The organism is Sphingomonas sp. DC5200-1 (assembly GCF_049897245.1).
Classification (GTDB): Bacteria; Pseudomonadota; Alphaproteobacteria; order Sphingomonadales; family Sphingomonadaceae; genus Sphingomonas; species Sphingomonas aquatilis.
On record NZ_JAFCVW010000003.1, the window covers coordinates 73,069 to 98,673 of the forward strand.

At 68.0% G+C, this 25,605-nt stretch carries 30 protein-coding genes; 14 read left to right on the forward strand and 16 right to left on the reverse strand.

Translation table 11 applies throughout. The features are described 5' to 3' along the window. Positions 1-18: 18 nt before the first annotated feature. Entirely contained in the window at positions 19-879 is an 861-nt protein-coding gene (locus tag ACP7A3_RS06535) for an oxygenase MpaB family protein (RefSeq protein WP_426256497.1), read from the reverse strand. A 51-nt stretch (positions 880-930) separates the two neighbouring features. On the opposite strand from ACP7A3_RS06535, the gene ACP7A3_RS06540 reads away from it, so the two are divergent. Both ACP7A3_RS06540 and ACP7A3_RS06545 read left to right on the forward strand, forming a co-directional pair. Then, positions 931-1,674 carry a class I SAM-dependent methyltransferase gene (locus ACP7A3_RS06540; protein ID WP_426256498.1) on the forward strand — a complete coding sequence of 248 codons (744 nt, stop codon included), beginning with the start codon at positions 931-933 and terminating at the stop codon, positions 1,672-1,674. A 178-nt stretch (positions 1,675-1,852) separates the two neighbouring features. Next, positions 1,853-2,356, forward strand: coding sequence for a DUF1440 domain-containing protein (locus ACP7A3_RS06545; RefSeq protein WP_426256499.1), 504 nt, complete (start codon positions 1,853-1,855; stop codon positions 2,354-2,356). Between the two features lie 78 nt (positions 2,357-2,434). Here the strand turns inward: ACP7A3_RS06545 and ACP7A3_RS06550 are convergent, their stop codons facing one another. The 8 genes from ACP7A3_RS06550 to ACP7A3_RS06585 form a co-directional block, all read right to left on the reverse strand. Further along, a complete protein-coding gene (locus ACP7A3_RS06550) occupies positions 2,435-3,487 on the reverse strand; it encodes a sensor histidine kinase (RefSeq protein ID WP_294212016.1) in 1,053 nt (350 codons plus the stop codon). A 2-nt stretch (positions 3,488-3,489) separates the two neighbouring features. Next, a complete protein-coding gene (locus ACP7A3_RS06555; protein ID WP_017977314.1) occupies positions 3,490-3,936 on the reverse strand; it encodes a response regulator in 447 nt (148 codons plus the stop codon). After that, positions 3,933-5,444, reverse strand: a complete 1,512-nt coding sequence (locus tag ACP7A3_RS06560) for a sensor histidine kinase (RefSeq protein WP_426256500.1) — start codon at positions 5,442-5,444, stop codon at positions 3,933-3,935. The genes ACP7A3_RS06555 and ACP7A3_RS06560 overlap by 4 nt, the downstream gene beginning before the upstream one ends. 52 nt (positions 5,445-5,496) lie before the next feature. After that, entirely contained in the window at positions 5,497-6,255 is a 759-nt protein-coding gene (locus ACP7A3_RS06565) for an exonuclease domain-containing protein (RefSeq protein WP_116462869.1), read from the reverse strand. A 360-nt stretch (positions 6,256-6,615) separates the two neighbouring features. Further along, a complete protein-coding gene (locus ACP7A3_RS06570) occupies positions 6,616-7,080 on the reverse strand; it encodes a PH domain-containing protein (RefSeq protein WP_063687218.1) in 465 nt (154 codons plus the stop codon). A 31-nt stretch (positions 7,081-7,111) separates the two neighbouring features. Then, entirely contained in the window at positions 7,112-8,479 is a 1,368-nt protein-coding gene (gene pgmG / locus ACP7A3_RS06575; protein ID WP_426256501.1) for a phosphoglucomutase/phosphomannomutase PgmG, read from the reverse strand. Beyond that, complete coding sequence (locus ACP7A3_RS06580) at positions 8,476-8,739, reverse strand: J domain-containing protein (protein WP_426256502.1); 264 nt, start codon at positions 8,737-8,739, stop codon at positions 8,476-8,478. Before ACP7A3_RS06580 ends, pgmG begins: the two co-directional genes overlap by 4 nt. Continuing rightward, complete coding sequence (locus ACP7A3_RS06585) at positions 8,736-9,584, reverse strand: division plane positioning ATPase MipZ (protein WP_426256503.1); 849 nt, start codon at positions 9,582-9,584, stop codon at positions 8,736-8,738. Before ACP7A3_RS06585 ends, ACP7A3_RS06580 begins: the two co-directional genes overlap by 4 nt. Before the next feature lie 87 nt (positions 9,585-9,671). On the opposite strand from ACP7A3_RS06585, the gene panC reads away from it, so the two are divergent. Next, on the forward strand, positions 9,672-10,517 hold the full coding sequence (gene panC, locus ACP7A3_RS06590; RefSeq protein ID WP_426256504.1) for a pantoate--beta-alanine ligase: 846 nt from the start codon (positions 9,672-9,674) through the stop codon (positions 10,515-10,517). 79 nt (positions 10,518-10,596) lie between these two features. Further along, the gene (locus ACP7A3_RS06595) at positions 10,597-10,893 is read left to right on the forward strand and encodes an SEL1-like repeat protein (protein ID WP_018250550.1); all 297 of its coding nucleotides are present in this window, start codon (positions 10,597-10,599) and stop codon (positions 10,891-10,893) included. A 261-nt stretch (positions 10,894-11,154) separates the two neighbouring features. Here ACP7A3_RS06595 and topA read toward each other — a convergent pair whose 3' ends face one another. Next, positions 11,155-13,728, reverse strand: coding sequence for a type I DNA topoisomerase (gene topA / locus ACP7A3_RS06600; protein ID WP_426256505.1), 2,574 nt, complete (start codon positions 13,726-13,728; stop codon positions 11,155-11,157). 116 nt (positions 13,729-13,844) lie between these two features. Between topA and ACP7A3_RS06605 the strand changes: the two genes are divergently transcribed. Further along, positions 13,845-14,492 (forward strand): TMEM175 family protein, encoded by a 648-nt coding sequence (locus ACP7A3_RS06605; protein ID WP_426256506.1) that lies wholly within the window; start codon positions 13,845-13,847, stop codon positions 14,490-14,492. A gap of 23 nt (positions 14,493-14,515) precedes the next feature. Here ACP7A3_RS06605 and ACP7A3_RS06610 read toward each other — a convergent pair whose 3' ends face one another. Genes ACP7A3_RS06610 through plsY form a run of 4 tightly spaced genes read right to left on the reverse strand, consistent with a single transcriptional unit; the run spans position 14,516 to position 16,856 of the window. Further along, the gene (locus tag ACP7A3_RS06610; protein ID WP_426256507.1) at positions 14,516-14,848 is read right to left on the reverse strand and encodes a type II toxin-antitoxin system RelE/ParE family toxin; all 333 of its coding nucleotides are present in this window, start codon (positions 14,846-14,848) and stop codon (positions 14,516-14,518) included. 5 nt (positions 14,849-14,853) lie between these two features. Continuing rightward, positions 14,854-15,120, reverse strand: a complete 267-nt coding sequence (locus tag ACP7A3_RS06615) for a type II toxin-antitoxin system Phd/YefM family antitoxin (protein ID WP_426256508.1) — start codon at positions 15,118-15,120, stop codon at positions 14,854-14,856. Between the two features lie 42 nt (positions 15,121-15,162). Further along, a complete protein-coding gene (dprA, locus tag ACP7A3_RS06620) occupies positions 15,163-16,242 on the reverse strand; it encodes a DNA-processing protein DprA (protein ID WP_426256509.1) in 1,080 nt (359 codons plus the stop codon). A 2-nt stretch (positions 16,243-16,244) separates the two neighbouring features. Next, a complete protein-coding gene (gene plsY, locus ACP7A3_RS06625) occupies positions 16,245-16,856 on the reverse strand; it encodes a glycerol-3-phosphate 1-O-acyltransferase PlsY (protein WP_426256567.1) in 612 nt (203 codons plus the stop codon). A 122-nt stretch (positions 16,857-16,978) separates the two neighbouring features. Between plsY and murI the strand changes: the two genes are divergently transcribed. Together murI and hemA are read left to right on the forward strand one after the other, a co-directional pair. Next, positions 16,979-17,773 (forward strand): glutamate racemase, encoded by a 795-nt coding sequence (gene murI, locus ACP7A3_RS06630; protein WP_426256510.1) that lies wholly within the window; start codon positions 16,979-16,981, stop codon positions 17,771-17,773. Positions 17,774-18,010: 237 nt separating this feature from the next. After that, positions 18,011-19,252, forward strand: a complete 1,242-nt coding sequence (gene hemA, locus ACP7A3_RS06635; RefSeq protein WP_426256511.1) for a 5-aminolevulinate synthase — start codon at positions 18,011-18,013, stop codon at positions 19,250-19,252. Between the two features lie 289 nt (positions 19,253-19,541). Here the strand turns inward: hemA and ACP7A3_RS06640 are convergent, their stop codons facing one another. After that, positions 19,542-20,060, reverse strand: coding sequence for a DUF3429 domain-containing protein (locus ACP7A3_RS06640; protein WP_426256512.1), 519 nt, complete (start codon positions 20,058-20,060; stop codon positions 19,542-19,544). 207 nt (positions 20,061-20,267) lie between these two features. On the opposite strand from ACP7A3_RS06640, the gene rpiB reads away from it, so the two are divergent. From rpiB to ACP7A3_RS06665, 5 genes are read left to right on the forward strand one after another with little or no spacing between them, the layout of a single operon-like run. After that, positions 20,268-20,702, forward strand: a complete 435-nt coding sequence (rpiB, locus tag ACP7A3_RS06645; RefSeq protein ID WP_426256513.1) for a ribose 5-phosphate isomerase B — start codon at positions 20,268-20,270, stop codon at positions 20,700-20,702. 4 nt (positions 20,703-20,706) lie between these two features. After that, a complete protein-coding gene (gene glyA / locus ACP7A3_RS06650) occupies positions 20,707-22,017 on the forward strand; it encodes a serine hydroxymethyltransferase (protein ID WP_017977333.1) in 1,311 nt (436 codons plus the stop codon). 3 nt (positions 22,018-22,020) lie between these two features. After that, on the forward strand, positions 22,021-22,197 hold the full coding sequence (locus ACP7A3_RS06655) for a small multi-drug export protein (RefSeq protein WP_017977334.1): 177 nt from the start codon (positions 22,021-22,023) through the stop codon (positions 22,195-22,197). A gap of 18 nt (positions 22,198-22,215) precedes the next feature. Continuing rightward, complete coding sequence (nrdR, locus tag ACP7A3_RS06660) at positions 22,216-22,692, forward strand: transcriptional regulator NrdR (RefSeq protein WP_017977335.1); 477 nt, start codon at positions 22,216-22,218, stop codon at positions 22,690-22,692. Beyond that, positions 22,689-23,423, forward strand: a complete 735-nt coding sequence (locus ACP7A3_RS06665) for an RNA methyltransferase (protein ID WP_017977336.1) — start codon at positions 22,689-22,691, stop codon at positions 23,421-23,423. Before nrdR ends, ACP7A3_RS06665 begins: the two co-directional genes overlap by 4 nt. Positions 23,424-23,926: 503 nt before the next feature. Here the strand turns inward: ACP7A3_RS06665 and ACP7A3_RS06670 are convergent. Next, positions 23,927-24,256, reverse strand: a complete 330-nt coding sequence (locus ACP7A3_RS06670; protein WP_294283229.1) for a chorismate mutase — start codon at positions 24,254-24,256, stop codon at positions 23,927-23,929. Between the two features lie 104 nt (positions 24,257-24,360). Here ACP7A3_RS06670 and ACP7A3_RS06675 point away from each other — a divergent pair, with 104 nt between their 5' ends. Beyond that, positions 24,361-24,597, forward strand: a complete 237-nt coding sequence (locus ACP7A3_RS06675) for a hypothetical protein (RefSeq protein WP_018250546.1) — start codon at positions 24,361-24,363, stop codon at positions 24,595-24,597. A 198-nt stretch (positions 24,598-24,795) separates the two neighbouring features. Further along, the gene (gene rpsD, locus ACP7A3_RS06680) at positions 24,796-25,410 is read left to right on the forward strand and encodes a 30S ribosomal protein S4 (protein ID WP_017977340.1); all 615 of its coding nucleotides are present in this window, start codon (positions 24,796-24,798) and stop codon (positions 25,408-25,410) included. Positions 25,411-25,605 lie beyond the last annotated feature (195 nt).

The window sequence follows — 25,605 nt, forward strand, 5'->3', positions numbered from 1 at the left end:
GAGCTGAAACGGATTGTGTTAGGCCTGATTCCTGGCCCGCTTCGCCGAGCCATCGCGCAGCGCCCAGCGTAATACCGACCCGACGCCCGCCATGCCGGCGCGGACCATCGGGCGGCGGCCGGGTGGCGGCGTGAGGTCGTGGAGCGTCACGGCCCAGCGCGGCAGCAGGTCGATGCCCGCGGCCATCAACAGCTTTTGCGCGGAGGCGAGCGCGGGCACCGCGACGGGCTGGTCGAGCAGGGCGCGGGCAACCTCGCGCGTGCGGTGGTCGGCGCGCAGGTGCGGGCGGATCGCGACGAAATACGCGTCCACCTCGGCGCGGCTGCGCGGGACGTCGCGGGCGCCGAGCGCTTCGGCGACGCGGGCATATTCGGTCAGATAGCGGTCCTGCTCCGCCGCGGGATAGTCCGGGTCGCGGTAGCGGCGGTGCGCGGCGAGGAAGCTCGCGACCTCGGCGACATGGACGAAGGTGAGTAGTTCGGGATCGTTCGCGCTATACGGCGTGCCGTCGGGCAGCGTGCCCGCGACGGAATCGTGGATGCGACGGACGCGGGCGATCATCCGTTCCGCCGTCTCGGTCGAGCCATAGGTCGTCGCGGAGATGAATTGCGCGGTGCGCCGCAGCCGGCCGAGCATGTCGGCGCGGAAGTTGGAATGGTCCCATACGCCCGCCAGCGCGCCGGGGTGCAGCATCTGGAGCAGCAGCGCGGCGACGCCGCCCGCCATCATCGCGGTGAAGTCGCCGTGCACCACCCAGGCGGCGGAAGCGGGGCCGAACAGGCCGTCGTCGCCGGGCGGGCGGGTGAGATCGACGGTGCCGTCGTCGAAGCCGACGAGCCGATGCACTTCGCGCTGGATCGCGCCGCGCAGATCGCTCATGCTGCTGTCCGTCAATCTCATGCACGTCCAACCGGTTGAGGGGTACAAAAGATGCGGCTGATCGTATCGATGATCGCAGGCCTCGCGATGACCACCGCCGTCGTGGCGCAGGAAAAGGCTGCGCCCGCCGGCAGCGCGATCGGCCGGGCGCTCGCCGATCCCGCGCGCGCCGACCAGTCGGGCGACGATGCGCGGCGCCAGGCGGCGGCGGTGCTCGCCTTTTCGGGTGTGAAGCCGGGCGACGTCGTCATCGATTATCTGCCGGGTGCCGGATATTGGACGCGCATCTTTTCCGGCATCGTCGGGCCGAAGGGCAAGGTCTATGCGCTGTGGCCGGCGGCGGGGGCGAAATATGCCGCGAAGACGCTGCCCGGCTTGCAGGCGCGCGGCTTGGCCAACGTGACCGCCGAGGTGCAGCCGACCAACCTGCCGACCGTGCCGCAGCCCGTCGACCTGTTCTGGACGGTGCAGAACTATCACGACATTCCCAATAACGGCGCTGGCGAACCCGCGCTGCGCGCGTTCGACGCGGCGGTGTTCAAGCTGCTGAAAAAGGGCGGCACCTATGTCGTCATCGACCATGCCGATGCGCCGGGCACAGGCCTGTCGGGCACCGCGACGCGGCACCGAATCGATCCCGCGGTGGTGCGCCAGCAGATCGAATCGACGGGCTTCCGCTATGTCGGGTCGAGCAACGTGCTCGCCAACCCCGCGGACGATCACACGAAGAACGTCTTCGATCCGGCGATCCGGGGCAAGACCGACCAGTTCGTGATGAAGTTCCGCAAGCCCTGAGAGGCGACGCGTCTATCGATCCGTTCGTGCTGGGCCTGTCGAAGCACGGCCATCCACGTGCGGTGCGGGTGTGGTGACGCGCCCTTCGACAGGCTCAAGGAGAACGGTGGGCGGATAGGCGGCGATATGTCGTCGTGCCCACGAACCTCTCGTTCGTGTGCGGCGTTAGGCGCTGCACATGACCGGGAGAATGCGTGTGTCGTCACTTGCCAACAGCCTGCCCAAGACCCTGCTCGCCGGCGTCGCCGGGGGGATCGTCGCCAGCCTGGCGATGGACCTGTTTCAGAAGGGCGTCGCCGCGGTGGTCGACATGGGCGGCAGCAACGACGATCCCGCGACGGTGAAGGCGGCGGACAGCGTCAGCGAGGCGGTGACGGGCGAGCCGGTGACGCAGAAGCGCCGCGAGAACGCGGGGGTGCTGGTGCATTACGTGACCGGCGCGGCGCTTGGCGCAGGCTATGCGCTGGCGGCGCGGGTGTGGCCGGAAACGACGGCGGGGTTCGGCACGGCGTTCGGCGTCGGCGTCGCGACGCTGCTGGACGACGTGGCGGTGCCCGCGTTCGGCTGGGGACCATCGGCCACCGAGACGCCGCCGGCGATACATGCGTACGGGCTGGCGAGCCATGTCGTGTTCGGGGCGGCGCTGGAGGGAACGCGGCGGTTCGTCGAGGCGGTGGATTGAGGCGGGACTATCGCCTCTGACTCAGCGTCACCCCGGACGTGATCCGGGGTGACGTGGTGGATCGGGTAGGCGCCGCGCTTATGCCATCGCCGCGCGCAGCGTCGCCCTGACGCCCGGCGTGCGGGGTTCGTATTCCACGGCGGAATGCAGGCTTTGCGCCATGGCGCGGATCAGCTTGGTGCCGAGGCCGGTGCCCTTGGGCGTCGCCTCGGCGGGCATGCCGCAGCCGTCGTCTTCGACCGCGAGCAGGAAGATGTCGTCGCCGTCGCGGCGCAGCAGCACGCGGATCTCACCGCCGACGCCGTCCGGATAGGCGTATTTGCACGCGTTGGTGACGAGTTCGGTGACGATCACGCCCAGCGACACCGCCTTGTCGGTCGGCAGGCGGATCGATTCGGCGACGAGGTGCAGCGTGTTCGCGCCATCGTCGCACGACAGCGTTTCGTTGAGTTCGTCGATCAGCGACTTCAGGTAATCGTGCATGTCGACGCTTTCGACGTCGTTCGCCGAATACAGCCGGCGGTGGACCTGCGCGATCGCGCCGATGCGGCGCTGCGTATCGTCCAGCGCGGCGCGCGCGGCGGGGTCGCTGAGCGCGCCCGCCTGCAACCGCACCATCGCCGACACGAGCTGCAGCGAATTGGCGACGCGGTGGTTCACCTCGGACAGCAAGGTTTCGAGCCGCGCGTTGCTGGCGCGCAGATCCTCTTCGGCCCGCGCCTTTTCGCGCGTCAGGCGGCTGCGTTCCAGGACCTGTTCGAAGCTGGCGGTGAGCAGGTCGAAGAAGTCCTCGCCCACCGTCTTGACGACATAGTCCGCGGCGCCCGCCTTCAACGCGGCGATCGCGATCCGTCCTTCGTCCGATCCGGTGACGTAGACCACCGGCGGCGGCTCGGGGAGCGCCTTGAGCCGCTCGAGCGTCTCCAGCCCGTCCATTTCCGGCATGTAATGGTCGACCGCGACCAGATCGAACGGCTGGCCCGCCGCCAGCATCACGCCTTCCGCGCCACTGTCGGCGACCGTCACGCTATAGCCGCGCCGTTCGAGCGTACGCGCCGCGAGTCGGCGCAGACCGGCGTCGTCGTCGATATACAGGACGCTGGCGGGCGCGCTGGGCGGAACCTGGGTCAGGATCAGTGTTCCTCGACCTCGGGGACCTGGATCACCGACAGGAACAGGCCGAGCTGGCGGATCGCCTGCGCGAAGCTTTCGTAATTCACCGGCTTGGTGATGTAGACGTTGCAGCCCAGGTCATAGCAGCGCTGGATCTCGACCTTGTCGTCGGTGGTCGTCAGCACGACGACGGGGGTGCGCTTCAGGGGGCTGTCCTCTGCCTTGATACGGGCGAGGATGTCGGTGCCGCTCATATCGGGCAGGTTGAGGTCGAGCAGCACCAGCGCCGGGCCGTTCCGGGCGGGGCCGTCGGGCGCTTCGAACAGGAAGTGCAGCGCCTGGTTGCCGTCGGTGAAATGCTTGATGTCGTTGTTGATGCCGGCGCGACGGATGTTCTTTTCGATCAGGCGCGCGTGGCCTTCGTCATCCTCGATCATGACGATGCCGACGGATTGATGGGCGTTCATGACGCAATGTCCTGACTGGAAAAGGTGGCGGGAAGGTTGAGGCGGAAGGTCGATCCTTCGCCCAGCGCGCTGTCGACGTCGATCGTGCCGCCGAGGCGATAGGCCAGCGCGCGCACGTGCGCCAGCCCGATCCCCTCGCCGGGCTGGTCCTGCTGGCCCGATCGGCGGAACAGATCGAAAATGCGCTGGTGATCGCGGGCATCGATACCGCGGCCATTGTCGGCGACCGACACGATCACGCGATCGCGGCGCTGCTCCGCCGATACGCTGATCGCGCCGGGGCGACCGGGCTGGAGGTATTTGCTCGCATTTTCGATCAGGTTCGACAGGATCTGTTCGATCGCGACGCGGTCGGTCACCACGCGCGGCATCGGGCGGATGACGGTGAGCGTGACGCCGCGATCGTCGAGGACGTGGCGGATCGACCCTTCGATCGTGTCGACCACGGCGGCGAGGTCGATCGCTTCGGGCGTGATGACGCGGCGGCCTTCGCGCGACAGCTTCAGGATGGCGTTGATCAGCCGGTCCATCTTCTGCGTCGAGGTGCGGATGAAGCCGATCGCTTCGGGCAGGTCCTCGCGCACCGCCAGCCGCGCATCCTCGGTGACGATGTCGGGGCATTGCGCCTCCGCCTGCTCGACCAATGTGGTGAGCGGCGAGATGACCGCGGCGAGTTCGGCGGTGAAGCCCATCACGTTGACCAGCGGCGAACGCAGATCGTGGCTGACGATATAGGCGAAGCGCTGGATTTCCTCGTTCGCCCGGCTGAGGTCGGCAGTGCGTTCGGTCACCGTCTCTTCGAGCCGCTCGTTGAACGAGCGCAGCGAATCGCGCGAGGCGGCAAGGTCGCGCGTGTAGCGCAGCACGGTGAGCAGCGAGGCGAGCACGACGATCGCGAGAATCACCGCGGCCGTCGCAAGGATGCCGTAGAACAGGCGGACGCTGGCGCGCTGCGCGGCGTTGCGCAGCTCGAGCAACCGGCGTTCTTCGCCGCTCATCCGTTCGAACAGCGTGCGGATCATCGTCAGCCGCCGGATGCTGGTTTCCTGTTCGAACGCGGTCACCGCGTCCGCGCGGCGACCGGCATCGACCAGCGCGATCGTGCGACTGCGCTGGTCGAGCAGGGCAGCGACCTCGCGTCGCAGCAGCGTGAAGCTGGTAACCTGGCGCGGATTGTCGTGGGTCAGCGATTCCAGCCGGGCGAGCGCAGGCGCCAGCGCCGCGCTCCATTCCCGGTAGGCGTCGCGATAGCGCACGTCGCTGGTCAGCAGATAGCCGCGCCGCGAGGCTTCGCTCTGTTCGATCAGGCGCCGCGCGGTGCCGATCGCCAGTTCCACCTCATAGGTATGGCCGACCGTTTCGGTGTGCTGTTCGCCGCGCGCGGTGGCGAGGCCGGCGGCGATGCCCGCCACGATCAGCGCGGCGAAACCCATCACCATGAAGGCGATCAGCACACGGCCGAAGCGGCCTTCCCTGACGACGAAACGGTTGCGGATGGTGGCGATCACAGGCGCTGCCTTACGCCAGCGTTACGAACCATTCCAGAGGGGTGAGATTATACTACAGCAAGAGGTCCTGCGCGCTGGCCCGGCCGACGGCGCCGCCACCGCTGCGGCGATCCATTTCGGCATTGGCGGTGAAGCGGATGTCGGGATCGCGATCGGTCAGGAAGGCCATCAGGCTTTCATGGTCGAGCTCGCTCCACGCCTTGCCGCGATGGGGGCCGTAGCGGACGCGTGGGATCAACCCCGGCGTGCGCGACCAATCGAGACATTGCGCGAGGCCCGCTTCGTTGAGCTGGTCGCGCAAATGGTGCGCGGTGACATAGGCGTCGGGGAAGGCGCGATGGACGGGCAGGCCGCGCTGCTGATCGAGCCCCTCGGGGCGGCGATAATAGCGCAGCACCTGATTGGAGAAGCTGGGACTGTCCGGCCACAGGCGCAGCGCGCACTTCCAGGTGCAGATCCACTCCTGGCCGTGGGTCAGGCTGGGCGTGCAGAATTGCTGTTCGAAGTCCGCCCGATGCGCGGCGAGCGCGACGCGGCGCGGATAGGGATCGAGCACGCGGCGTGCGACGTCGTGCCACCAGGGCGCGTCAGCGACATCCTCGTCGAGGATATGATGGATTGCCTGCGTGATCGGCGGGATGGCGCGGCCCGGATTGACCAGGATCGACCCACCCTCGCCCTGTAGCTCCCAGCGGCCATCGGCGCCGAGCGCGACGTCCTGCCAGCCGATCTCGCACACGCCATGCGCAGGCGGCGCGCTGCCGGTGGTTTCGAGGTCGATGACGCGGACGATCTGGGGCTGGGGACGCATTGCTGGGGTAGATGGGGGATGTGGACGGATTCCGCCAGCATTTGGTGAGGGGGGTTATGAGCGGTGCTTGCTATGCAGAGGGCATTCCTGTCCGCCCCTTCCGTCACGCCTTCGGCGCGCCACCTCCCCCTGGCGGGGGAGGACTTTTGTTGTTGGCGTTGACGAGGGTGTGAGGTGGGTGGGGATGCACGCGACGGTTCGTCTCTCCGCCCGTCACCCCGAACTTGGTCCGGGGTCCACCGGGCCGCAAGGGGACGGCAAGAGGCTCAAGCCACCCCCCTCGCCGCGGAGTGGACCCCGGACCAAGTCCGGGGTGACGGTGTGGGCGGGGCGGCCGGTGACAACCCACTCCGTTGCAGATCAGCGATAGTCGTCTTCGTCGATGTCCAGCTCGCGCACCCCGCGCTGCCGCCGGGCGCGGTCGACGAGTTTGCGGATGCCTTCGCGGCGTTCGCGGGCGGCGGGGATGTCGCGCAGGACGAACTGCATATTCTGCGTCGTGCGGTCCGACGAGGTGATGGTGATCGTGCCGATATCCGCGATCTGGTTGATGACCGAGAAATCGACTCGCACGTCCTTGATCCGGTACAGCTCGATTTCGTCGATCGATTTCATGATCAGGCCCCGCTTCACGATCAGTCGCTGGTCGGTGATTTCATAGGCGGCGGACATGTTCTGCAACCAGCGGACCGCGATGATGACGAGGCCGACGCCGATCGCGCAGCTGAGGATCGTCAGCCACCCGGTGAAGCTGCCGAGTAGCCAGCGATTGGTACTCGAGCGGAAGCTGTCGACGGCGCGTTCGGCACTGTAGGACCCAGACATGACAACGACCCTATCGGGCACGGCATGTCTGTCAATCGCGGGCGATTCCGCAGGCCGTCAGGTGCGCATCGACCTCTGCAAGCAAGGCGCCGAGCGCCGCCTGGGAGCGGGCTTCGGCGCGCAGCGTCAGCATGTCCTGCGTGTTCGAGGCGCGCAGCAGCCACCAGCCTGCAGGCGTCGTGACGCGGACGCCGTCGATCGCGACGACGGGCGTGCCGGTCGCCTCGACCCGCGCACGCACCGCATCGATCACCCCGGCCTTGCGCGCCGGATCGATGACGAAGCGCAGGTCTGGCGTGCTGACGAACGGCGGCATCGCGTCGCGCAAGGCGGTGAGCGACTGGCCCGCGCGATGGACCGCGCCGATTAGCTGCACCGCGGCGTACAGCGCGTCATCGAACCCGTACCAGTCGTGCCCGAAGAAGATGTGGCCCGACAATTCGCCCGCGATCGGCGCGGCATGGGCGAGCATCGCTTCCTTCATCGGGCTGTGGCCGGTCGCGCCCATCACCGCGGTGCCGCCGAGTTCCGCGATACGATCGAAGACGTAGGCCGAGGATTTGACGTCGGCGACCACGGTGGCGCCGGGACAGGCGGCAAGGACGGGCTCGATCAGCAGGCCGAGCAGCTGGTCGCCCCACAGCACGCGGCCCTTGCCGTCGACCGCGCCGATCCGGTCGCCGTCGCCATCGAAGGCGATGCCGAAGTCGAGACCGCGTTCCAACACCAGCGCCTTGAGGTCGGCGAGATTGGCTTCCTCGGTCGGGTCGGGGTGATGGTTCGGGAAGCGGCCGTCGACGATGGTGTGGAGCAGATGATGCTCGCCGGGCAGCTGCGCGACGAGCCGCTCCACCGCGGGACCGGCGGCGCCGTTGCCGCAATCCCAGCCGATGCGGAACGCACCGCCGGCATAGCCCGCGAGCAGGCGTGCGACATAAGCGGGAAGGACGTCGTGGTGGGTGACGCTGCCGGTGCCCTCGCTCCACGCGCCGGTGGCGGCGAGGCGGGCGAGATCGACCACATCGGCGCCGTAGAAGGAGCGGTGGCCCAGCACCATCTTGAAGCCATTGTCGTCGCGCGGATTGTGGCTGCCCGTCACATGGATGCCGGCGTCGACGCCCAGCGTCGCCTCGGCGAAATACAGCATCGGCGTGGGGCCGAGGCCGATGCGGACGACGTCGACGCCACCTGCCACGAGGCCGGCGACCAGCGCGGTTTCGAGGTCGGGCGAGGACAGGCGCCCGTCGCGCCCTACGGCGACGCGCGTGCCGCCCGCGGCGCGGATGCGCGTGGCGAAGCTGCGGCCGATCGCGGTCGCGTCGGCGGGGGCGAGGTTGCGCCCCACGGTGCCGCGAATGTCATATTCCCGCAGGATCGCGGGCGAGAGGACATGGCTCATGCGGGGCGGCGCAGGCCCTCGATCAGCAAGTCACGCGCCGCGTTGATTTCACGCGTCGCCGATTCCGATCCGCCGCGATCGGGATGGAATTCGGCGAGCAGGCGGCGATGCGCGGCGCGGATTGCCGCCTCGTCCGCCTCTGCCGCAACGCCCAGGATGCGGCGCGCGCGCTGCTGCGGGCTGACCGCGGGGCGCTTCGGCTTTCGGCCCAGATAGTGCCATGCGAGCCAGATCAACCCGATGACGATCAGCCATTTCATGCGGCGATATCGGGGGTCGGCTCGGCGGCCTGGGACTCGGACGGCTGAGAGTCGGAGGGCTGGGTGGGTTCGGGCAATTGCAGCGCCGCCATCATCTCGCGCAATTCCTGCCGCGAGGCGACATGGCCCAGGCCCATCGCGCCGAATTCCTTGGCGTCGATCATGGTGAGGCCGGTCGGGAACAGCTCGCGATAGATCACGCGTTCGCCCAGACCCGGAATGATGCGGAAGCCGACGCGCTTCGACAGCTGGGTCAGCGCATCCGATACGCGGCGCATGTTGCGCGCCTCGATATGCTGCAGGCGGTTGCGCAGCACGACCCAGTCGATCTGCGTCCCATCGGCACGGGCGCGCTGCTTGCGCGCGTCCCAGATCAGTTCCGAATAGAAGCTGGGCTTGGTGACGTTGAACGTCTCGGGATCGACCTGGCCGATCAGGTCGAAATCGACGAAGCTGTCGTTCATCGGCGTGACGAGCGTGTTCGACAGCGCCGCCGCGGTGCGCGCGAAATAATCGTCGCGACCGGGGGTGTCGACGATCAGGAAGTCGGCGCCTTCGGACAGGCGATGCCACTTTTCCTCGAAGACGTCCTCGTTCGTGCCGTCGTGCGTGTCGTGGACGGGCATGGGCAGCGCGCTGCCCTTGCGCTGCATCGTCGCGGCGCGATTGTCGAGGTAGCGGCCGACGGTGCGCTGGCGGTGATCGAGGTCGAAACAGGCGACCTTCGCGCCCTTCGCAGCGAGCGCGATGGCAACGTGGACCGCCGTCGTCGACTTGCCGGTGCCGCCCTTTTCATTGGCGAAGACGATGACGTGGGGGGAGGGGACATGTGGCCCTGCGGGCACGGCTCGTTCCTTAATGCGATCTTCCGGGTTGCCCGGTTGCTGCCCTCTTCATAGAAGCCGCGCGCTCATTGTTCGAGGGGGTAAACGGTGCAAACAGTTCGAGACCTGGCCGGCTTGCGCGACGCGGTCGCCGCATTCCGCGCCGAAGGGGCGACCATCGCGCTGGTCCCGACGATGGGCGCGCTGCACGCTGGCCATATGGCGCTGATCGAGGCGGCGCGGCGCCCGGGCACGAAGGTGATCGCATCGATCTTCGTCAACCCCAAGCAATTCGGCCCGAACGAAGACCTTGCCCGCTATCCCCGGCGCGAGGCGGCGGACGCGCGCCTGCTTGCCGACCATGGCTGCAACCTGCTGTGGGCACCGCCGGTCGAGGTGATGTACCCCGAAGGCTTTGCGACGAACGTCAGCGTCACCGGCGTCAGCGACGGGCTGGACGGCGCGGCGCGGCCGGGGCATTTCGATGGCGTCGCGACGGTCGTGACCAAGCTGTTCAACCAGACGCGCGCCGACATCGCCTATTTCGGCGAGAAGGATTTCCAGCAGCTCGCTGTGATCCGCCGCTTCGTCGCGGACCTCGACATGGCCATCGAGATCGTCGGCGTGCCGACGCAGCGCGACGATGACGGCCTCGCGCTGTCGTCGCGCAACATCTACCTCGACGAGGAACAGCGGGCGAAGGCGGTCGCGCTGCCGCGCGCGCTGGGCGTCGCGGCGCGCAGCATCGCGCGCGGCGACGATCCCGAAGGCGCGCTGGCCGAGGCGCGCGGCGCGCTGGTCGCGGCGGGGTTCGAGGTCGATTATGTCGCGCTGGCCGATGCCGAAACCCTGGCCGAATCGCCGGCGGCGGACCGGCCGCGGCGGCTGCTCGCAGCGGCGCGGATGGGGACGACGCGGCTGATCGACAACGTGGCGGTCGAGGAAACGCCCTGACGGACATGGTGTTTTTCGCGTTAACCATTTCGTAGCGGTCGGCGCGCCATGGTGGCCCCATGAAAAATAGGGGCGATCCATGGCTAACAGTCTCAAGAGTGCGCAGTTTCTTTTAGAAAGCCGCATCGCCGACGCGATGCGCGGCCGGCCCGAGGCGCTGTTCGACCTCGGCGTGTGCTATCAGACCGGGACCGCGGGGGCGGGGATCGATCTGATCGAGGCGCACAAATGGTTCAATCTCGCCGCCGTGGCGGGCCTTGAGGACGCGGTGGATGCCCGCGCCGACGTGGCCGAGGACATGACGGCCCGCGAGATCGCCGAAGCGCAGCGCCAAGCGCGCGCCTGGCTGATGATGACGCAGCGTCGGGCGGCGTAGGCGGTTCGCTACGACCTGGTGTTCGTCATCCCGGCGCAGGCCGGGATCCATGGACACGCCGCCGCCGATGGTTTGCGAACCACAGCCGTCCCGCCACCATGGATCCCGGCGTGCGCCGGGATGACGATGGGAGGAGCGGCGCCCTATCCCACTGCCGTCATTCCCGCGAAGGCGGGAATCCAGAACCTCTGACCTTTCGGCAAGAAGCGCGACGGTAGCGCGTCTGGATTCCCGCCTTCGCGGGAATGACGAACGTGTGGATCAGTCCGCCTTCTTCTTCGCCGGCGCCTTTTTCGCGGCCGGTTTCTTGGCGGCTGCATCCTTCGCCGCCGGCTTCTTCGCCGCGGCTTTCTTCGTCGGCGCCTTCTTCTTTTTCGCCGGGGCCGCCGCCGCGCGGGCGTCGATCAAGGATGCCGCTTCCTCCAGCGTCAGCGCCTCGGGCGTGATCGACTTGGGCAGCGTCGCGTTCGTCTCGCCGTCGGTGACATAGGGGCCGTAGCGCCCTTCCATCAGCTTGATCTCCGCCTCGGTGCGCGGATGCTTGCCCAACTCCTTGAGCGGCGCGCGTGCGGCGCCACGCGCGGGACGTCCACCGCCGGCCGCCGCCTCGGCGAGCTTGACCACCGCGGCGTTCATGCCGGTTTCGAACACGTCGGCGGTCGATTGCAGCCGTGCGTATTTGCCGCTGTGCGCCAGATAGGGGCCGTAACGGCCGATCGAGGCGGTGATCGGCTCGCCAGTCTCTGGGTGATTGCCGATCGTGCGCGGCAGGCTCAAGAGCTTGAGCGCCCATTCCAGGTCGAGCTCGCCGGGCAGGTCCTTGGGGATCGAGGCGCGCTTGGCGTCCTTGCCCTCGCCGAGCTGGATGTACGGCCCGAATCGCCCCGACTTGCGCTCGACCTCCAGCCCCGTGACCGGGTCCTTGCCGAGCCCCTCGGGACCGCTGTCCTCGCCCGCCTCGGCGCCGGCCTGCGCGAAGCGGCGGGTGTATTTGCACTCCGGATAGTTGGAGCAGGCGATGAACGCGCCGAACCGGCCGCCGCGCAGCGCGAGCTTGCCCACCTCGCACTTGGGGCAGAGCCTGGGATCGCTGCCGTCCGCCTTGTCGGGGAACAGGTAGGGCGCGAGGAACTGGTCGAGCTCCGCGGTGATTGCCGACGGCTGCTGCTCCATCACCTCGCTGGTGCGCGGCTTGAAGTCGCGCCAGAAGGCTTCCAGCACCGCCTGCCATTGTGCGCGGCCGCCGGACACGTCGTCCAGCTCTTCCTCCAGCTCGGCGGTGTAATCGAAGCCGACGTACTTTTCGAAGAAGCGTTCGAGGAACGCCGTCACCAACCGCCCCGATTCCTCGGCGAAGAAGCGGTTCTTCTCGACGCGAACGTAATTGCGGTCCTTCAGCGTCTTGATGATCGAGGCATAGGTCGACGGGCGGCCGATGCCGAGTTCTTCCATGCGCTTGACCAGCGACGCTTCGGAGAAGCGCGGCGGCGGCTGGGTGAAATGCTGTTCGGCAGCGACGTCCTTCTTGGCCGGCGCATCGCCGTCGCGCAGGCGTGGCAGGCGGCGCGCTTCCTCGTCCTGGCTGTCGTCCTGCCCTTCCTCGTAGAGCGCGAGGAAGCCGGGGAAGAGCACGACCTGGCCGGTCGCGCGCAGCACGTTGCGGCCCGTGCCGTCCGCCATCTCGACCGTGGTGCGTTCCATGCGCGCCGACGCCATCTGGCTGGCGAGCGCGCGCTTCCAGATCAGGTCGTACAGGCGCGCGTGATCGCCGCCGCCGACGCGGTCCTTGCTGAAGTCGGTCGGGCGGATCGCCTCGTGCGCTTCCTGCGCGTTCTTCGCCTTGGTCTGGTACTGGCGCGGCGAATCGGGGACGTAGCCAGCGTCGTACCGCTCGGCGATCGCCTTGCGCGCGGCCGAAATCGCGCTGCCGTCCATCTGCACGCCGTCGGTCCGCATGTAGGTGATCGCGCCATCCTCGTAGAGGCCCTGCGCGATCCGCATCGTATGGTCGGCCGAGAAGCCGAGCTTGCGCGCCGCCTCCTGCTGCAACGTCGAGGTGGTGAAGGGCGGCGGCGGGTTGCGCGTCGCCGGCTTGGTCTCGACCGACTGGACCGAGAAGCGCCCTGCCTCGACCGCGGCCTTGGCCTTTTGCGCGTCGCCCTCATTGCCGATCGATAGGCGGTCGAGCTTCTTGCCATCCCACTGGACGAGGCGCGCGGTGAAGGGCGTGCCGTCCTGCTCCATGCTCGCGGTGACCGACCAATATTCCTGCGCGCGGAACGCCTCGATCTCGCGCTCGCGGTCGACGATCAGGCGCAGCGCGACCGACTGGACGCGGCCCGCCGACTTGGCGCCGGGCAGCTTGCGCCACAGCACCGGGGACAGCGTGAAGCCGACGAGATAGTCGAGCGCGCGGCGGGCGCGGTACGCGTCGATCAAATCGGTATCGAGCTCGCGCGGGTTCGCCATCGCGGTGGTCACCGCCGCCTTGGTGATCGCGTTGAAGGTGACGCGCTGGACTTCCTTGGGCAGCGCCTTGCGACCTTTGAGCACCTCCTGCACGTGCCAGCTGATCGCCTCGCCCTCGCGATCGGGGTCGGTCGCCAGGATCAGGCGATCGGCGGTCTTCGACAGATCGGCGATGGCTTTGAGCTGCTTCGTCTTGTCCGCGTAATTCTCCCACTCCATCGCGAAACCCTCGTCGGGGTTCACCGACCCGTCCTTCGCCGGCAGGTCGCGGACATGGCCGTAGGAGGCGAGTACCCGGTAGTCCGAGCCGAGGTATTTTTCGATGGTCTTCGCTTTGGCGGGCGATTCGACGATGACGAGCTGCATGGCGGCGATTACGGTCCTTACGTGTACGCGCGAGGGTGGAAAGCCGCCGGGGCGACTGTCAACAGGGGGATGACACCGATGTGGGGATCGACGGGCGTCGAGGACAAGGCGTGGGCATGAGCAGCGCAGGCGTCGACCATCGCCGCGCGCACCGGGCGCGCGTGCAGCTAGAACGGATGACCTTCTTTTCGGACGCGATCTTCGCGATCGCGATGACGCTGCTGGTGGTCGAGGTGAAGCTGCCCGCGCTGCACCATCCGACCGGGCCGGAACTGGGGCAGGCGCTGTGGGCGCTGCTGCCCAATTATGTCGGCTTCCTGGTCAGCTTCCTGGTGCTGGGCCGGTTCTGGATCATCCATCACGACGTGATGGGGTTGCTCCGCGCCGCGACGCCGCGGCTGGTGATGGCGAACCTGCTGCTGCTGCTCGGCGTCGCCTTCATGCCGTTCCCGACCGCGATCATCAGCGAATATGTGAATTTGCGCGTCGGCATCGGCTTCTACACCGGCTGGCTGATCCTGCTGGGGCTGCTCAACCGCCATCTGATCCAGGTCATCGCCCGCTCGCCCGATCTGCTCGACGACGACATCGGGGCGCATGAGATCACGCCGCTGCTGCACCGCAGCTGGATCCCCGTGATGATCGGCGTCTGCGCCTTCGCCGCGGGCATGGTGACCTGGGTCGCGGCCCTGGTGGTACTGGTGGTGGTGAGCCCGATCATCAGCATCGTCGTCGGCCGCTGGGCGGCACGGGCGGCCGGCTGAACCGAAGCGGTCGGTCTGTCCCCCTAGCGGGCGAGCAGGCGCCGTTCGAGCAACGTCGCCATGTCGCGCCGCCCGTCCGCGATCACGACGACGAAGACGGTCGTCTTGATCGTCCGATAGATGATCCGATAGGGTGCGCTGACGATCTGGCGATAGTCGCGCATGCCGATCGTCTGCAGTTCGGGCGGCACGGCGCCGCGATCCGGGAAGTGGCGCAGCGCGTCGATCCGCCCGACCAATGTGTCGAGTAACGCGTCCGCCGCGGCCTGTCCGCCATGCGCCAGCCGATCGCCATGGATGTGCCGTAGATCCTGTTCCGCACCGCGCGTCAGGCGGACGGCAAAGGGCGCCGTCATCGCGATCAGCCGGCGCGGATCGCGGCGGCGACGTCCTCCAACGCGCGGGTGTCGCCATGTTCGATGTCGATCGTTCCGAGCGCGAGCAACTTGAGCAACGCCAACGTTTCTCGCGTTTCGTCATAGGACGCGACGTCCTGAAGGACCGCCTTCACCTCGCCGTTCTGCGTGATCGCAAGAGGTTCGCGGCTTGCCGTAAGTTCGGTCAGCACGTCGGCCGCGTGGGCCTTGACGTAGCTGATCGGTTTGACCCGTTCCGCAAAGCCCATCATTGCCTCCAAACCAAATACGGACCGAATATGGTTCGCCTCGACCTAGAAGGCAAGGCTGACGCGGCCGCCGGCATGGCGTTCGAGCCGGCCGGCGAGTTCCAGTTCGAGCAATACGGTCTGGAGGATCGCGGGGGCGATGCCGCTTTGGCGGATCAGTTCGTCGACCGTCACCGGCACCGGGCCTAACAACGCGGTCACGCGGCGGCGGTCGGTGTCGTCGGCGTCCGCGGGGGGTGGGCCGCTATAGCTGGAGCTGGGGGCACGGACGCTGCGCGGGTCGATCGGGCGAAGCTGTTCGAGGACGTCGGCGGCGGTCTGGATTAGCGTGGCGCCGTCGCGAATCAGCAGGTTGCAGCCTTGCGCGCGGGGATCGAGCGGACTGCCGGGAACGGCCATGACCTCGCGCCCCGCCTCGCCCGCCAGCCGCGCGGTGATGAGCGAGCCCGAGCGGGGCGCCGCCTCCACCACCACCGTGCCGAGCGACAGGCCGGCGATGATGCGGTTGCGCGAGGGGAAGTTGCGCGCGAGCGGCTGCGTGCCGGGCGGCTGTTCGGCGACCAGCAGCGCGTGGGCCGCGACCTCCTCCTGCAATGCCCGGTTTTCGGGCGGGAAGGTGACGTCGATACCGCTGGCGATGACGCCGATAGTGCGGGGAAGCGCGCCGACGTGCGCGGCGGTGTCGATGCCGCGCGCCAAGCCGGAGACGACCGTCGCCCCTTCGGCGGCGAGATCGTGCGCGAGGCTGCGGGCGAAGCGGCAGGCCGCGGCCGAGGCGTTGCGCGCGCCGACGATCGCGACGCACAGGCGGCTGGCCAGGGTCAGGTCGCCGCGGACGATCAGCGCGGGCGGCGCGGTGTCGGTCTCGGCTAGCAGCGGCGGATAGTCAGGATCGTCAAGGAAGACGTAGCGCGCGCCGAGTCTGGCCGTCGTCGCCAGCTCCCGCTCGACCAGTCCCGCGTCGGCGACACGCGGCGCGTTGCCGCCGCCGCGCCGGGCGAGTGTCGGCAGCATGTCGAGCGCGGCTTCGGGCGTACCGAAGCGGGCGATCAACTGGCGATAGGTGACGGGGCCGACCCCCGCGGTCCGGATCAGGCGAAGGCGCGCGAGATCGCGCTCGGCCATGCTCAGTCGTCCTGCGGGCCGTCCGCCGCGGCGCGCTTGCCGCCGCCGATGCGTGGTTCGGTGCCGTTGGCGATCCGCTCGATATTCTCGCGATGCTTCCACAGCACGATGGCGGCGAGCGCGAGCAGCAGCATGACGAGATCGAACCGGCCGAAGATCGCGCCGCTGACCGGCGCGCTGACCGCCGCGGCCATGCCCGCGACCGACGAGATGCGCACGGTGGCGAGCAGACCCAGCCAGACGACGGCATAGACCAGCCCCATCGGCCAGTGCAGCGCCAGTACGATGCCCATCAGCGTCGCGACGCCCTTGCCACCACGGAACCGCAGCCAGACCGGATAGCAATGGCCGACGAACGCGGCGGCGGCGGCGACCATCTGTTCGCACGGGAACAGCCAGCTGACGAGCCAGACGGCGGCGGCGCCCTTCAGCAGGTCGAGCAGCAGCGTCGCTGCGGCGAGGCCCTTGCGCCCCGTGCGCAGCACATTGGTCGCGCCGATATTGCCCGATCCGATCGTGCGCAGGTCGCCCGCGCCGCCAAGCCGTGTCAGGATCACCCCGAACGGGATCGAGCCCAGCAGATAGCCGAGCACCAGCGCCGCGGTCGGTGCCATCCAGAGGATTTCTGTCTGCAAGTGTGCCCCTTCGTGCCTGGCCCCATCATAGCGGCATCGGACCGGCTTGGCCAAGGGGGGCGGACTTGCGGCGGACGGCGCGGCGGCTATGCACGCGGTCGATGGATATGCGTCCGATCCTGTTCTTCGATTCCGGTGTCGGCGGCCTGTCGGTGGTCGCACCGACTCAAGGACTGCTGCCGTTCGCGCCGATCGTCTATGCGGCCGATTCGGCTGGGTTTCCTTATGGTACGAAAAGCGAGGCCGAAATCGCGGCACGCGTGCCGGCGCTGCTCGGGCGGCTGGTCGAACGCTATCGCCCACGGCTAGTGGTGATCGCGTGCAACACCGCCTCGACGATCGCGCTGCCGGTGGTGCGGGCGGCGCTCGACGTGCCCGTGGTGGGGACGGTGCCGGCGATCAAGCCGGCGGCCGCCATGAGCCTCACCCGCGTCATCGGCGTGCTGGGGACGCAGGCGACGGTGCGGCAGGCCTATGTCGACGATCTGGCGGCGCGCTTCGCCGGCGATTGCACGGTGCTGCGCCATGGATCGGCGGCATTGGTCGAGCTGGCCGAAGAGACGCTGGCCGGGAAGGCGCCCGCGACGGAGCGGTTCGCGGCGGCGCTCACCGGGCTGATCGAGCAGCCGGGGGGCGAGCGAATCGACGTGATCGTCAACGCTTGCACGCACTTCCCGCTGGTCGAGGCGGAGCTGGCGGCGGTGGCGCCCGCGGGGGTGCGCTTCATCGATGGAGGGCCGGGGATCGCGCGGCGGATCGAATCGCTGACCCGGGGGCAAGACTGGCCGGCGGAGGCGCCGGTGCATCGCGCGGTGTTCACGCGGCTGGGCGCGGCGGAGCGGGCGCTGGAACCGGCGCTGGTGCGGTACGGGATTGGGGTGGTGGAGGCGCTCTAGCCTCACCCCCACCGTCACCCCGGACTTGTTCCGGGGTCCACCGGGCCGCGGGGGGATGCTTTGAGCCTCCAGCCGCCCCCCTGGCTGCGGAGTAGACCCCGGAACAAGTCCGGGGTGACGGGGGATTTTTGGGCGGGGCCGCCGCCCACCCCTGGGACAAAATGCCCAACCCTTCGATCACCCTGACCTGTTTTATCCGCTGGCAACACCGCCGCGCGCGCGATACACGAGCATCCCATGAACAGCGACGGCACGGACACGCGCGTGGACTATTCGCGCGTTTTCACCCAGGCGATCGACCGCCTTCATGCCGAGGGACGCTACCGCGTCTTCATCGACATCCTCCGCAACAAGGGGATGTTCCCCAATGCGCGCTGTTTCGCGGGGCATAATGGCCCCAAGCCGATCACGGTCTGGTGTTCGAACGACTATCTGGCGATGGGCCAGCATCCCGATGTGATCGCCGCGATGGAAGAGGCGCTGCACGACGTCGGCGCCGGATCGGGCGGCACGCGCAACATCGGCGGCAATACGCATTATCACGTCGATCTGGAGCATGAACTTGCCGACCTTCACGGCAAGGAAGGCGCATTGCTGTTCACCAGCGGCTATGTGTCCAACGAGGCGACGCTGTCGACGCTCGCCAAGATCCTGCCCGGCTGCGTGATCTTTTCGGACGAGCTGAATCACGCTTCGATGATCGCCGGCATCCGCAACGCCGGCTGCGAGAAGCGGATCTTTCGCCACAACGACCTCGCGCACCTCGAGGAGCTGCTGGCGGCCGAGGACCCGGCGGTGCCGAAGCTGATCGCGTTCGAGAGCGTCTATTCGATGGAAGCCGACATCGCGCCGATCGCCGCGATCTGCGACCTCGCCGACAAATATAACGCGCTGACCTATCTCGACGAAGTGCATGCGGTAGGCATGTACGGCGCGCGCGGCGGCGGCATTTCCGAGGCTGAAGGCGTCGCGCACCGGCTGACGATCATCGAGGGCACGCTGGGCAAGGCGTTCGGCGTGATGGGCGGCTATATCGCTGCGGACCAGACGATCATCGATGTCATCCGCTCTTACGCGCCGGGCTTCATCTTCACCACCAGCCTGTCGCCGGTGCTGGTCGCGGGCGTGCTGGCGAGCGTGCGCCACCTGAAAGCCTCCAGCGTCGAGCGCGAAGGCCAGCAGGCGTCGGCGTCGTTGCTCAAGACGATGCTGAGCGAGGCGGGGTTGCCGGTGATGCTCGGTGACACGCATATCGTGCCGGTGCTGGTCGGCGATCCGGTGAAGGCGAAGCGGATCAGCGACATCCTGCTTGCCGAATATGGCGTGTACGTCCAGCCGATCAATTATCCGACCGTCCCGCGCGGCACCGAGCGGCTGCGCTTCACGCCGGGTCCGAGCCATACGCCAGAGATGATGCGCGAACTCACGCAAGCACTGGTCGAAATCTGGGGCCGGCTGGAATTGCGCAAGGCGGCCTGACCGCCGCCTGAATATCGCTCCACGTGGCATCGCGCCTGGTGAAGCCCGTGCTTCGACAGGCTCAGCACGAACGGTGGTTGCGTGGGTATTCGTTGAGCCGCCTCCTCCTGGGGCGGGCAGGCAGCGAGCGGGCCATGCCAGCCACTGCCGCCGCACGACCGTTCGCCCTGAGCCTGTCGAAGGGCGCTAACCCCGAGCGACGTCGCGCTTGGTGGCGCTGTGTGCTTCGACACGCTCAGTACCAACGGTGGTCGTGGAGCGAGCGATCGCAGGGCGCTGTTCTGTGGTTTCAGGCCGCCAATACCCCGCACAGGGCGCCGATGATGATCGAGAGGCTGCCCAGGCCCAGCGACAACGGCACGCGCAGCGCCATCCAGCCGCTGGGCGTGATCCCCTGTGCGGTGAGCCGGCGGTCGACCAGCAGGGTCAGCAGCACCGCTACGCCCAACAGGACCAACGCCAGCGCCAGCGAGATAACGCCACCGACCGACAGCAGGATCAGGCCGGCCGCTACGATCGAAGGCGCGACCGCCAGACAGGCGATCTCGCCCTGCCGCACGCCGGCGCACATCGCGAAACCCCACCAGATGCCGCCGAGGAAGCTGAGGATCAGCGCGGCATAGCCGAAGGCGAACATGCCACCCGTTTGCGTCGTCTGGTCGAAGGCGCAGGTGGCGGCGGCGGCGATCTGCGGCAGCAGGCCGGCATAGCCGAGGATCATCGCCGATTCGCCGACGGTGCCGGTCATGCCCGGGCTGCCGGCATCGCTGCCGATCGCCTCGGCGGTGGCGGAGTGGCGCTCAGGCATCGGATCGCCAGCGGGATCGCAGGCGGACGCAGCGGCTGCTCGGGGTGCGATCTTGATGCATGTTGTCCAAGCGCGTGACCGGCGCGGGCGTTCCCACGCGCCATCGTGTCCCGATGCCTTTCCCCGCATCGGCTGTGGCATTTGCGTGACGGTGGCGCTAAGGCGCCGCGCATCGCTTCCTCATCACAGCCGGGACGCCGCTTCGCCTTGCGCATCGCCTTCGCCTCCGATCACGCCGCCGTCGCGCTGAAGGCGCTGCTGGTGGAGCACGCCGCCACGCTGGGTCACGAGGTGCTCGACCTGGGTCCGGAGACCGACGCGCGCGTCGACTATCCCGATTACGGCTACAAGCTGGCCGATGCAGTTGCGAACGGTGAGGCTGCGTTCGGCGTGGCGCTGTGCGGATCGGGGATCGGCATCTCGATCGCGGTCAATCGCAACCCGGCGTGCCGCTGCGCGCTGGTCACCGAACCGCTCGCCGCCGCCCTCGCGCGCAACCACAACGACGCCAACGTCATCGCGATGGGCGCCCGGCTGATCGGGCCGGACCTTGCGAAGGCGTGCCTCGAAGCCTTTCTCGCCGCTCCGTTCGAGGGCGGCCGTCATCAGGCCCGTGTCGACAAACTGTCGCAGAAGGATTGATCCCATGAGCACCCAGCCGAACGATCTCAGTGACATCCGCTCCAGCGGCTTCTTCACGCAAGGGTTGGCGGATGCCGATCCCGCCGTATTCGGCGGCGTGGCCCACGAACTCACCCGCGAACAGACGCAGATCGAGCTGATCGCGTCGGAAAACATCGTGTCGAAGGCGGTGCTCGAGGCGCAGGGCTCGGTCTTCACCAACAAATATGCCGAAGGCTATCCGGGCAAGCGCTATTACCAGGGCTGCGCGCCATCGGACGAGGTCGAGAGCCTCGCGATCGAGCGTGCCAAGCAGATCTTCGGCTGCGGCTTCGTCAACGTGCAGCCGCATTCGGGCGCACAGGCGAACGGCGCGGTGATGCTGGCGCTGGTCAAGCCGGGCGAGACGATCCTGGGCATGAGCCTGGACGCCGGTGGCCACCTGACGCACGGCGCCAAGGCGGCGATGAGCGGCAAGTGGTTCAACGCGGTGCAATATGGCGTCGACCCCGACACGCATTTGATCGACTATGACGCGGTCGAGGCGCTTGCGGTCGAGCATCAGCCGAAGCTTATCATCGCGGGTGGCTCGGCCTATCCGCGCGTCATCGACTTCGCCCGCTTCCGTGCCATCGCGGACAAGGTCGGCGCGTACTTCATGGTCGACATGGCGCACTTCGCCGGCATCGTTGCCGCCGGCCTGCACCCGACGCCGTTCGGCCATGCGCATGTCGTCACCACCACGACGCACAAGACGCTGCGCGGCCCCCGCGGCGGCATGATCATGACCGACGACGAGGCGATCGCGAAGAAGATCAACTCGGCGGTCTTCCCCGGCCTGCAGGGCGGCCCGCTGATGCACGTCATCGCCGCCAAGGCGGTCGCGTTCGGCGAGGCGCTGCGCCCCGAATACAAGAGCTACATCGCCGCGGTGGTCGAGAACGCCAAGGTGCTGGCCGCCACGCTGAAGGAGCGCGGCGCCGACGTGATCGCGGGCGGCACCGATACGCACCTCGCGCTCATTGACCTGCGCCCGCTCGGCATCACTGGCAAGGACGCGGACGAGGCGCTGGAGCGTGCGGGCATCACCTGCAACAAGAACGGCATCCCCAACGATCCGCTGCCGCCAATGAAGACCAGCGGCATCCGCGTCGGCTCGCCCGCCGGCACCACGCGCGGCTTCGGCCCGGCGGAATTTCGCGAGATCGGCAACATGGTCGCCGATGTGCTCGACGGTCTTGCAAAGAAGGGCGAACACGGGGACCCCGACGTCGAGGCGAACGTTCGGGACCGTGTGCGCAACCTCTGCGCGCGCTTCCCCATCTACGAAGGATAACAGATGTCGAAGATCGACGAGGTGCAGAGCACCGTGAAGAACACGCCCGGCCTGGGCAAGAAGATGGCTAAATACGGTGCGATCGGCGCCGTGGTGGCGATCCCCGTGCCGTTCGTCGGCCCGGTGCTGGGTGCGCTGGTCGGCGCGGGCGTCGCCTATGCTCGCCGCAACAAGATCTGAGGACGCGTACGACCATTTATGCGTTGCCCGTTCTGCGGCCATGAAGACAGCCAGGTAAAGGACAGCCGCCCCACCGAAGACGGGGCGGCGATCCGGCGCCGGCGCCAGTGCGAAGGGTGCGCCGCGCGTTTCACGACGTTCGAGCGCATCCAGCTGCGCGACCTGTGGGTCGTGAAGAGCGCGGGCGACGGCGGGTCGCGCCGGGAGCCGTTCGAGCGCGAGAAGCTGCAACGCTCGATCGCGATCGCGACGCGCAAGCGCCCGATCGAACCGGTGCGCATCGAAAAGCTGATCAGCGGCATCCAGCGCCAGCTGGAAACGCTGGGCGAGAGCGAAGTGTCGTCGAAGCGGATCGGCGAATTGGTGATGGAGGGGCTGAAGGGCCTCGATTCGGTCGCCTATATCCGCTTCGCCAGCGTCTATCGCGACTTCAGCGAGGCGCGCGACTTCGAGGAGTTCGCCGGGTCGGTCGAACAGGCAGGACGCGGCGCATGAGCGACACCAATCTCCCCGCGATCGTCCTGGTCCGCCCGCAGCTCGGCGAGAATATCGGCAAGGCCGCGCGCGCGATGCTCAATTTCGGGCTGACCGACATGCGCCTCGTCGCCCCGCGCGACGGCTGGCCCAACCCCAAGGCGGGTCCGGCGGCGAGCGGCGCGGACCTCGTGCTGGAACGCGCGCGTGTCTACGAGACGGTTCAGGACGCGATCGCGGATTGCGCGCACGTCTATGCGACCACGGTCAGGAAGCGCGGTATCACCAAGCCGGTGGTGACGCCCGAAGTCGCCGCCAAGGCGATCCACGGCGCGGGCGAACGCTCCGCCATCCTGTTCGGGCCGGAACGGTCGGGGCTGGAAACCGACGACGTCGCGCTCGCCCGCACGATCATCACTGTGCCGATCAACCCCGAATTCGGCAGCCTCAACCTCGCGCAGGCGGTCATCCTGGTCGCCTACGAATGGTCGAAGGGCGTCAGCCTCGCGCAGCCGTCGCTGACCGAGATCGACGCGCCGGCACCGCAGACCGAGCTGGACGGCATGATCGCACAGCTCGACGACATGCTGGAGCGCGCGAACTTCTTCTTCCCGCCCGACCGCGTGCCCGCGACCCGGCGGACGCTTAGGACGTTGCTGACCAAGCCCGGCTGGTCGTCGCAGGAAGTGCGCACGCTGCGCGGCGTGCTGTCGGCGCTGGATGGCGCCAAGGAACGTCGCAGCGAGCGGTAGGGCGGCGGGCCTATCGCCCAGGTTCGTCATCCCCGCGAAGGCGGGGATCCAGACACGCTAACGTTGCGGATGGAGCCGGAAGGGCAGCCCATATGGGTTTCCGCCTCGGCGGGACTGACGGTCGATAACTGGTACGAGCGGCCCCCACTCTCCCCGTCACCCCGGACTCGTTCCGGGGTCCACTCTGCGGCGAGGGGGGAGTCCAGAGCCTCGAACGTTGCCCCAGCGGCCCAGTGGACCCCGGACCAAGTCCGGGGTGACGAAGAGTGCGGGGAGCCATCCTTGCTGCACCGCGTGTGTTGGATCGAAAGCCGCGCACTGCCGTCAAAACAGCATGTCAGGTCACCGTACTAAAACGATGATCTGAAGCCGCGCTTTGCCCCACTGTCCTACACACACCGCCATGGGCTAGCGTCCGTCACAAGCCATATGCCGACAATGGACATGGCGCGCTCTTTGTCAGTGGAGCAAAAACCGAAACGATGGGCCCAGAACATTTCCGTTCAGGTGCCCATATTGTCCATGTTCGCCGCGCGCGCGTCGAACTGCGTCAGCTCATAGGCGATTGAGGCTTCGACCAGCTGCTCCCACAGATCCGCGATCACGTCGCCGGGCAGCCCCGCTGCCTCCGCCGCCGCACGGGCATTGGCGATCACCTGCGCCTTGCGGCCTTCGTCGCGCACCGCACCGCGCGCCGGCTTGATGCGGGCGGCGGCGTCCATATAGGCGAAGCGGCGGGCGAGCAGCGCGACCAGCTCGCGATCGACCTGGTCGACGCCCGCGCGGACCTCGGTCATGGTGGTGCAATCGGGGCCGGGCAGGGTCGTCGTCATGCGCGCTTCTGTAGCGGGGCTGCGGGACTTGTCGAGCATCGGCGCTTCCCTGAGCGGCGGAATTGCGTCATGACTTCTGCCTCTTTTGCCCGGAGGCTTTGCCCATGTCCCTGATCGCTCTCGCCTTGATCGCCACGGCGGCGCAAACGCCAGACCCGGCGCCGACGCCCGCGGCGGACAAGCCGATCTGCCGTCGCGAGCTGCCGATCGGGTCGTACCTGCCGGTGCGCACCTGCCACACCAAGGCGCAATGGGCGCAGATCGACGAAGCGAACGGTCGCGCCGCCAGCGACGCGCGCCGTGCCAACGATGCGCGCAGCGGCACGATCCCCAATCGCTGATCCCGACCGCTCTCCAACGCCCACCGCGATTGACAGCGCGCCGCCCCTCGGCTAGGCGCGCGCCTTCGCAACAGCCCCCGCACCCCGGTGAAGCGGTGGGCCTGCCTCCTTCGGGATCAGCAGCGCGAAACCGGGATCAGCCCCGATCGTGATTCGTCGCGATCGGGATCACGTCGTTACAGTTGCCAAGGAACTATCATGTCGAAGCGCCATAGCGCCAAGCACAAGCTCGACCGTCGTCTCGGCGAGAACATCTGGGGCCGTCCGAAGTCGCCGGTCAACAAGCGCGAATACGGCCCGGGCCAGCACGGCCAGCGCCGCAAGGGCAAGGTGTCGGACTACGGCATCCAGCTGCGCGCCAAGCAGAAGCTCAAGGGCTATTACGGCGACGTCACGGAAAAGCAGTTCCGTGCGTGCTACCACGAAGCCGCCCGCATGAAGGGCGACACCAGCCAGAACCTGATCGGCCTGCTCGAGCAGCGTCTCGACATGATCGTCTATCGCGCCAAGTATGCGCCGACGATCTTCGCGGCGCGCCAGCTGGTCAGCCACGGCCACGTGCGCGTCAATGGCGTGAAGTGCAACGTCGCGTCGCGCCGCTGCTTCGTCGGCGACGAGATCACGCTGGGCACCAAGGCTAAGGAAATGGCGCTGGTGCTCGAGGCGCAGAACCTCGCCGAGCGTGAAATCCCCGATTACGTCGCGCCGGACGGCAACGCCAAGGTGACCTTCGTCCGCGTGCCGACGCTGGACGAGGTGCCCTATCCGGTGAAGATGGAGCCGAACCTGGTCGTCGAGTTCTACTCGCGTTAAGTCGAGCGACAGCGAGACCGGCCGGTGGGGCCAACAGCCCCGTCCGACGACGCGGGATTAATTCCCGCGTCGGTCGAGAGGCACGAAAAGGGCGGTCCCGCGGGGCCGCCCTTTTGCGTTTGGGACAGGCTTCCCAATTCCTCCCCCGCCAGGGGGAGGTGGCGCCGCGAAGCGGTGACGGAGGGGGAGGGCGGC

What these genes read in the sequence shown, in the direction of transcription:
- ACP7A3_RS06535 (WP_426256497.1), bottom strand. Translation starts at nt 879, where the DNA reads ATGAGCGATCTGCGCGGCGCGATCCAGCGCGAAGTGCATCGGCTCGTC.
- ACP7A3_RS06540 (WP_426256498.1), top strand. Translation starts at nt 931, where the DNA reads ATGCGGCTGATCGTATCGATGATCGCAGGCCTCGCGATGACCACCGCC.
- ACP7A3_RS06545 (WP_426256499.1), top strand. Translation starts at nt 1,853, where the DNA reads ATGACCGGGAGAATGCGTGTGTCGTCACTTGCCAACAGCCTGCCCAAG.
- ACP7A3_RS06555 (WP_017977314.1), bottom strand. Translation starts at nt 3,936, where the DNA reads ATGAACGCCCATCAATCCGTCGGCATCGTCATGATCGAGGATGACGAA.
- ACP7A3_RS06565 (WP_116462869.1), bottom strand. Translation starts at nt 6,255, where the DNA reads ATGCGTCCCCAGCCCCAGATCGTCCGCGTCATCGACCTCGAAACCACC.
- ACP7A3_RS06570 (WP_063687218.1), bottom strand. Translation starts at nt 7,080, where the DNA reads ATGTCTGGGTCCTACAGTGCCGAACGCGCCGTCGACAGCTTCCGCTCG.
- pgmG (WP_426256501.1), bottom strand. Translation starts at nt 8,479, where the DNA reads ATGAGCCATGTCCTCTCGCCCGCGATCCTGCGGGAATATGACATTCGC.
- ACP7A3_RS06580 (WP_426256502.1), bottom strand. Translation starts at nt 8,739, where the DNA reads ATGAAATGGCTGATCGTCATCGGGTTGATCTGGCTCGCATGGCACTAT.
- ACP7A3_RS06595 (WP_018250550.1), top strand. Translation starts at nt 10,597, where the DNA reads ATGGCTAACAGTCTCAAGAGTGCGCAGTTTCTTTTAGAAAGCCGCATC.
- topA (WP_426256505.1), bottom strand. Translation starts at nt 13,728, where the DNA reads ATGCAGCTCGTCATCGTCGAATCGCCCGCCAAAGCGAAGACCATCGAA.
- ACP7A3_RS06605 (WP_426256506.1), top strand. Translation starts at nt 13,845, where the DNA reads ATGAGCAGCGCAGGCGTCGACCATCGCCGCGCGCACCGGGCGCGCGTG.
- ACP7A3_RS06610 (WP_426256507.1), bottom strand. Translation starts at nt 14,848, where the DNA reads ATGACGGCGCCCTTTGCCGTCCGCCTGACGCGCGGTGCGGAACAGGAT.
- ACP7A3_RS06615 (WP_426256508.1), bottom strand. Translation starts at nt 15,120, where the DNA reads ATGATGGGCTTTGCGGAACGGGTCAAACCGATCAGCTACGTCAAGGCC.
- dprA (WP_426256509.1), bottom strand. Translation starts at nt 16,242, where the DNA reads ATGGCCGAGCGCGATCTCGCGCGCCTTCGCCTGATCCGGACCGCGGGG.
- plsY (WP_426256567.1), bottom strand. Translation starts at nt 16,856, where the DNA reads ATGGCACCGACCGCGGCGCTGGTGCTCGGCTATCTGCTGGGCTCGATC.
- murI (WP_426256510.1), top strand. Translation starts at nt 16,979, where the DNA reads ATGGATATGCGTCCGATCCTGTTCTTCGATTCCGGTGTCGGCGGCCTG.
- hemA (WP_426256511.1), top strand. Translation starts at nt 18,011, where the DNA reads ATGAACAGCGACGGCACGGACACGCGCGTGGACTATTCGCGCGTTTTC.
- ACP7A3_RS06640 (WP_426256512.1), bottom strand. Translation starts at nt 20,060, where the DNA reads ATGCCTGAGCGCCACTCCGCCACCGCCGAGGCGATCGGCAGCGATGCC.
- glyA (WP_017977333.1), top strand. Translation starts at nt 20,707, where the DNA reads ATGAGCACCCAGCCGAACGATCTCAGTGACATCCGCTCCAGCGGCTTC.
- ACP7A3_RS06655 (WP_017977334.1), top strand. Translation starts at nt 22,021, where the DNA reads ATGTCGAAGATCGACGAGGTGCAGAGCACCGTGAAGAACACGCCCGGC.
- nrdR (WP_017977335.1), top strand. Translation starts at nt 22,216, where the DNA reads ATGCGTTGCCCGTTCTGCGGCCATGAAGACAGCCAGGTAAAGGACAGC.
- ACP7A3_RS06665 (WP_017977336.1), top strand. Translation starts at nt 22,689, where the DNA reads ATGAGCGACACCAATCTCCCCGCGATCGTCCTGGTCCGCCCGCAGCTC.
- ACP7A3_RS06670 (WP_294283229.1), bottom strand. Translation starts at nt 24,256, where the DNA reads ATGACGACGACCCTGCCCGGCCCCGATTGCACCACCATGACCGAGGTC.
- ACP7A3_RS06675 (WP_018250546.1), top strand. Translation starts at nt 24,361, where the DNA reads ATGTCCCTGATCGCTCTCGCCTTGATCGCCACGGCGGCGCAAACGCCA.
- rpsD (WP_017977340.1), top strand. Translation starts at nt 24,796, where the DNA reads ATGTCGAAGCGCCATAGCGCCAAGCACAAGCTCGACCGTCGTCTCGGC.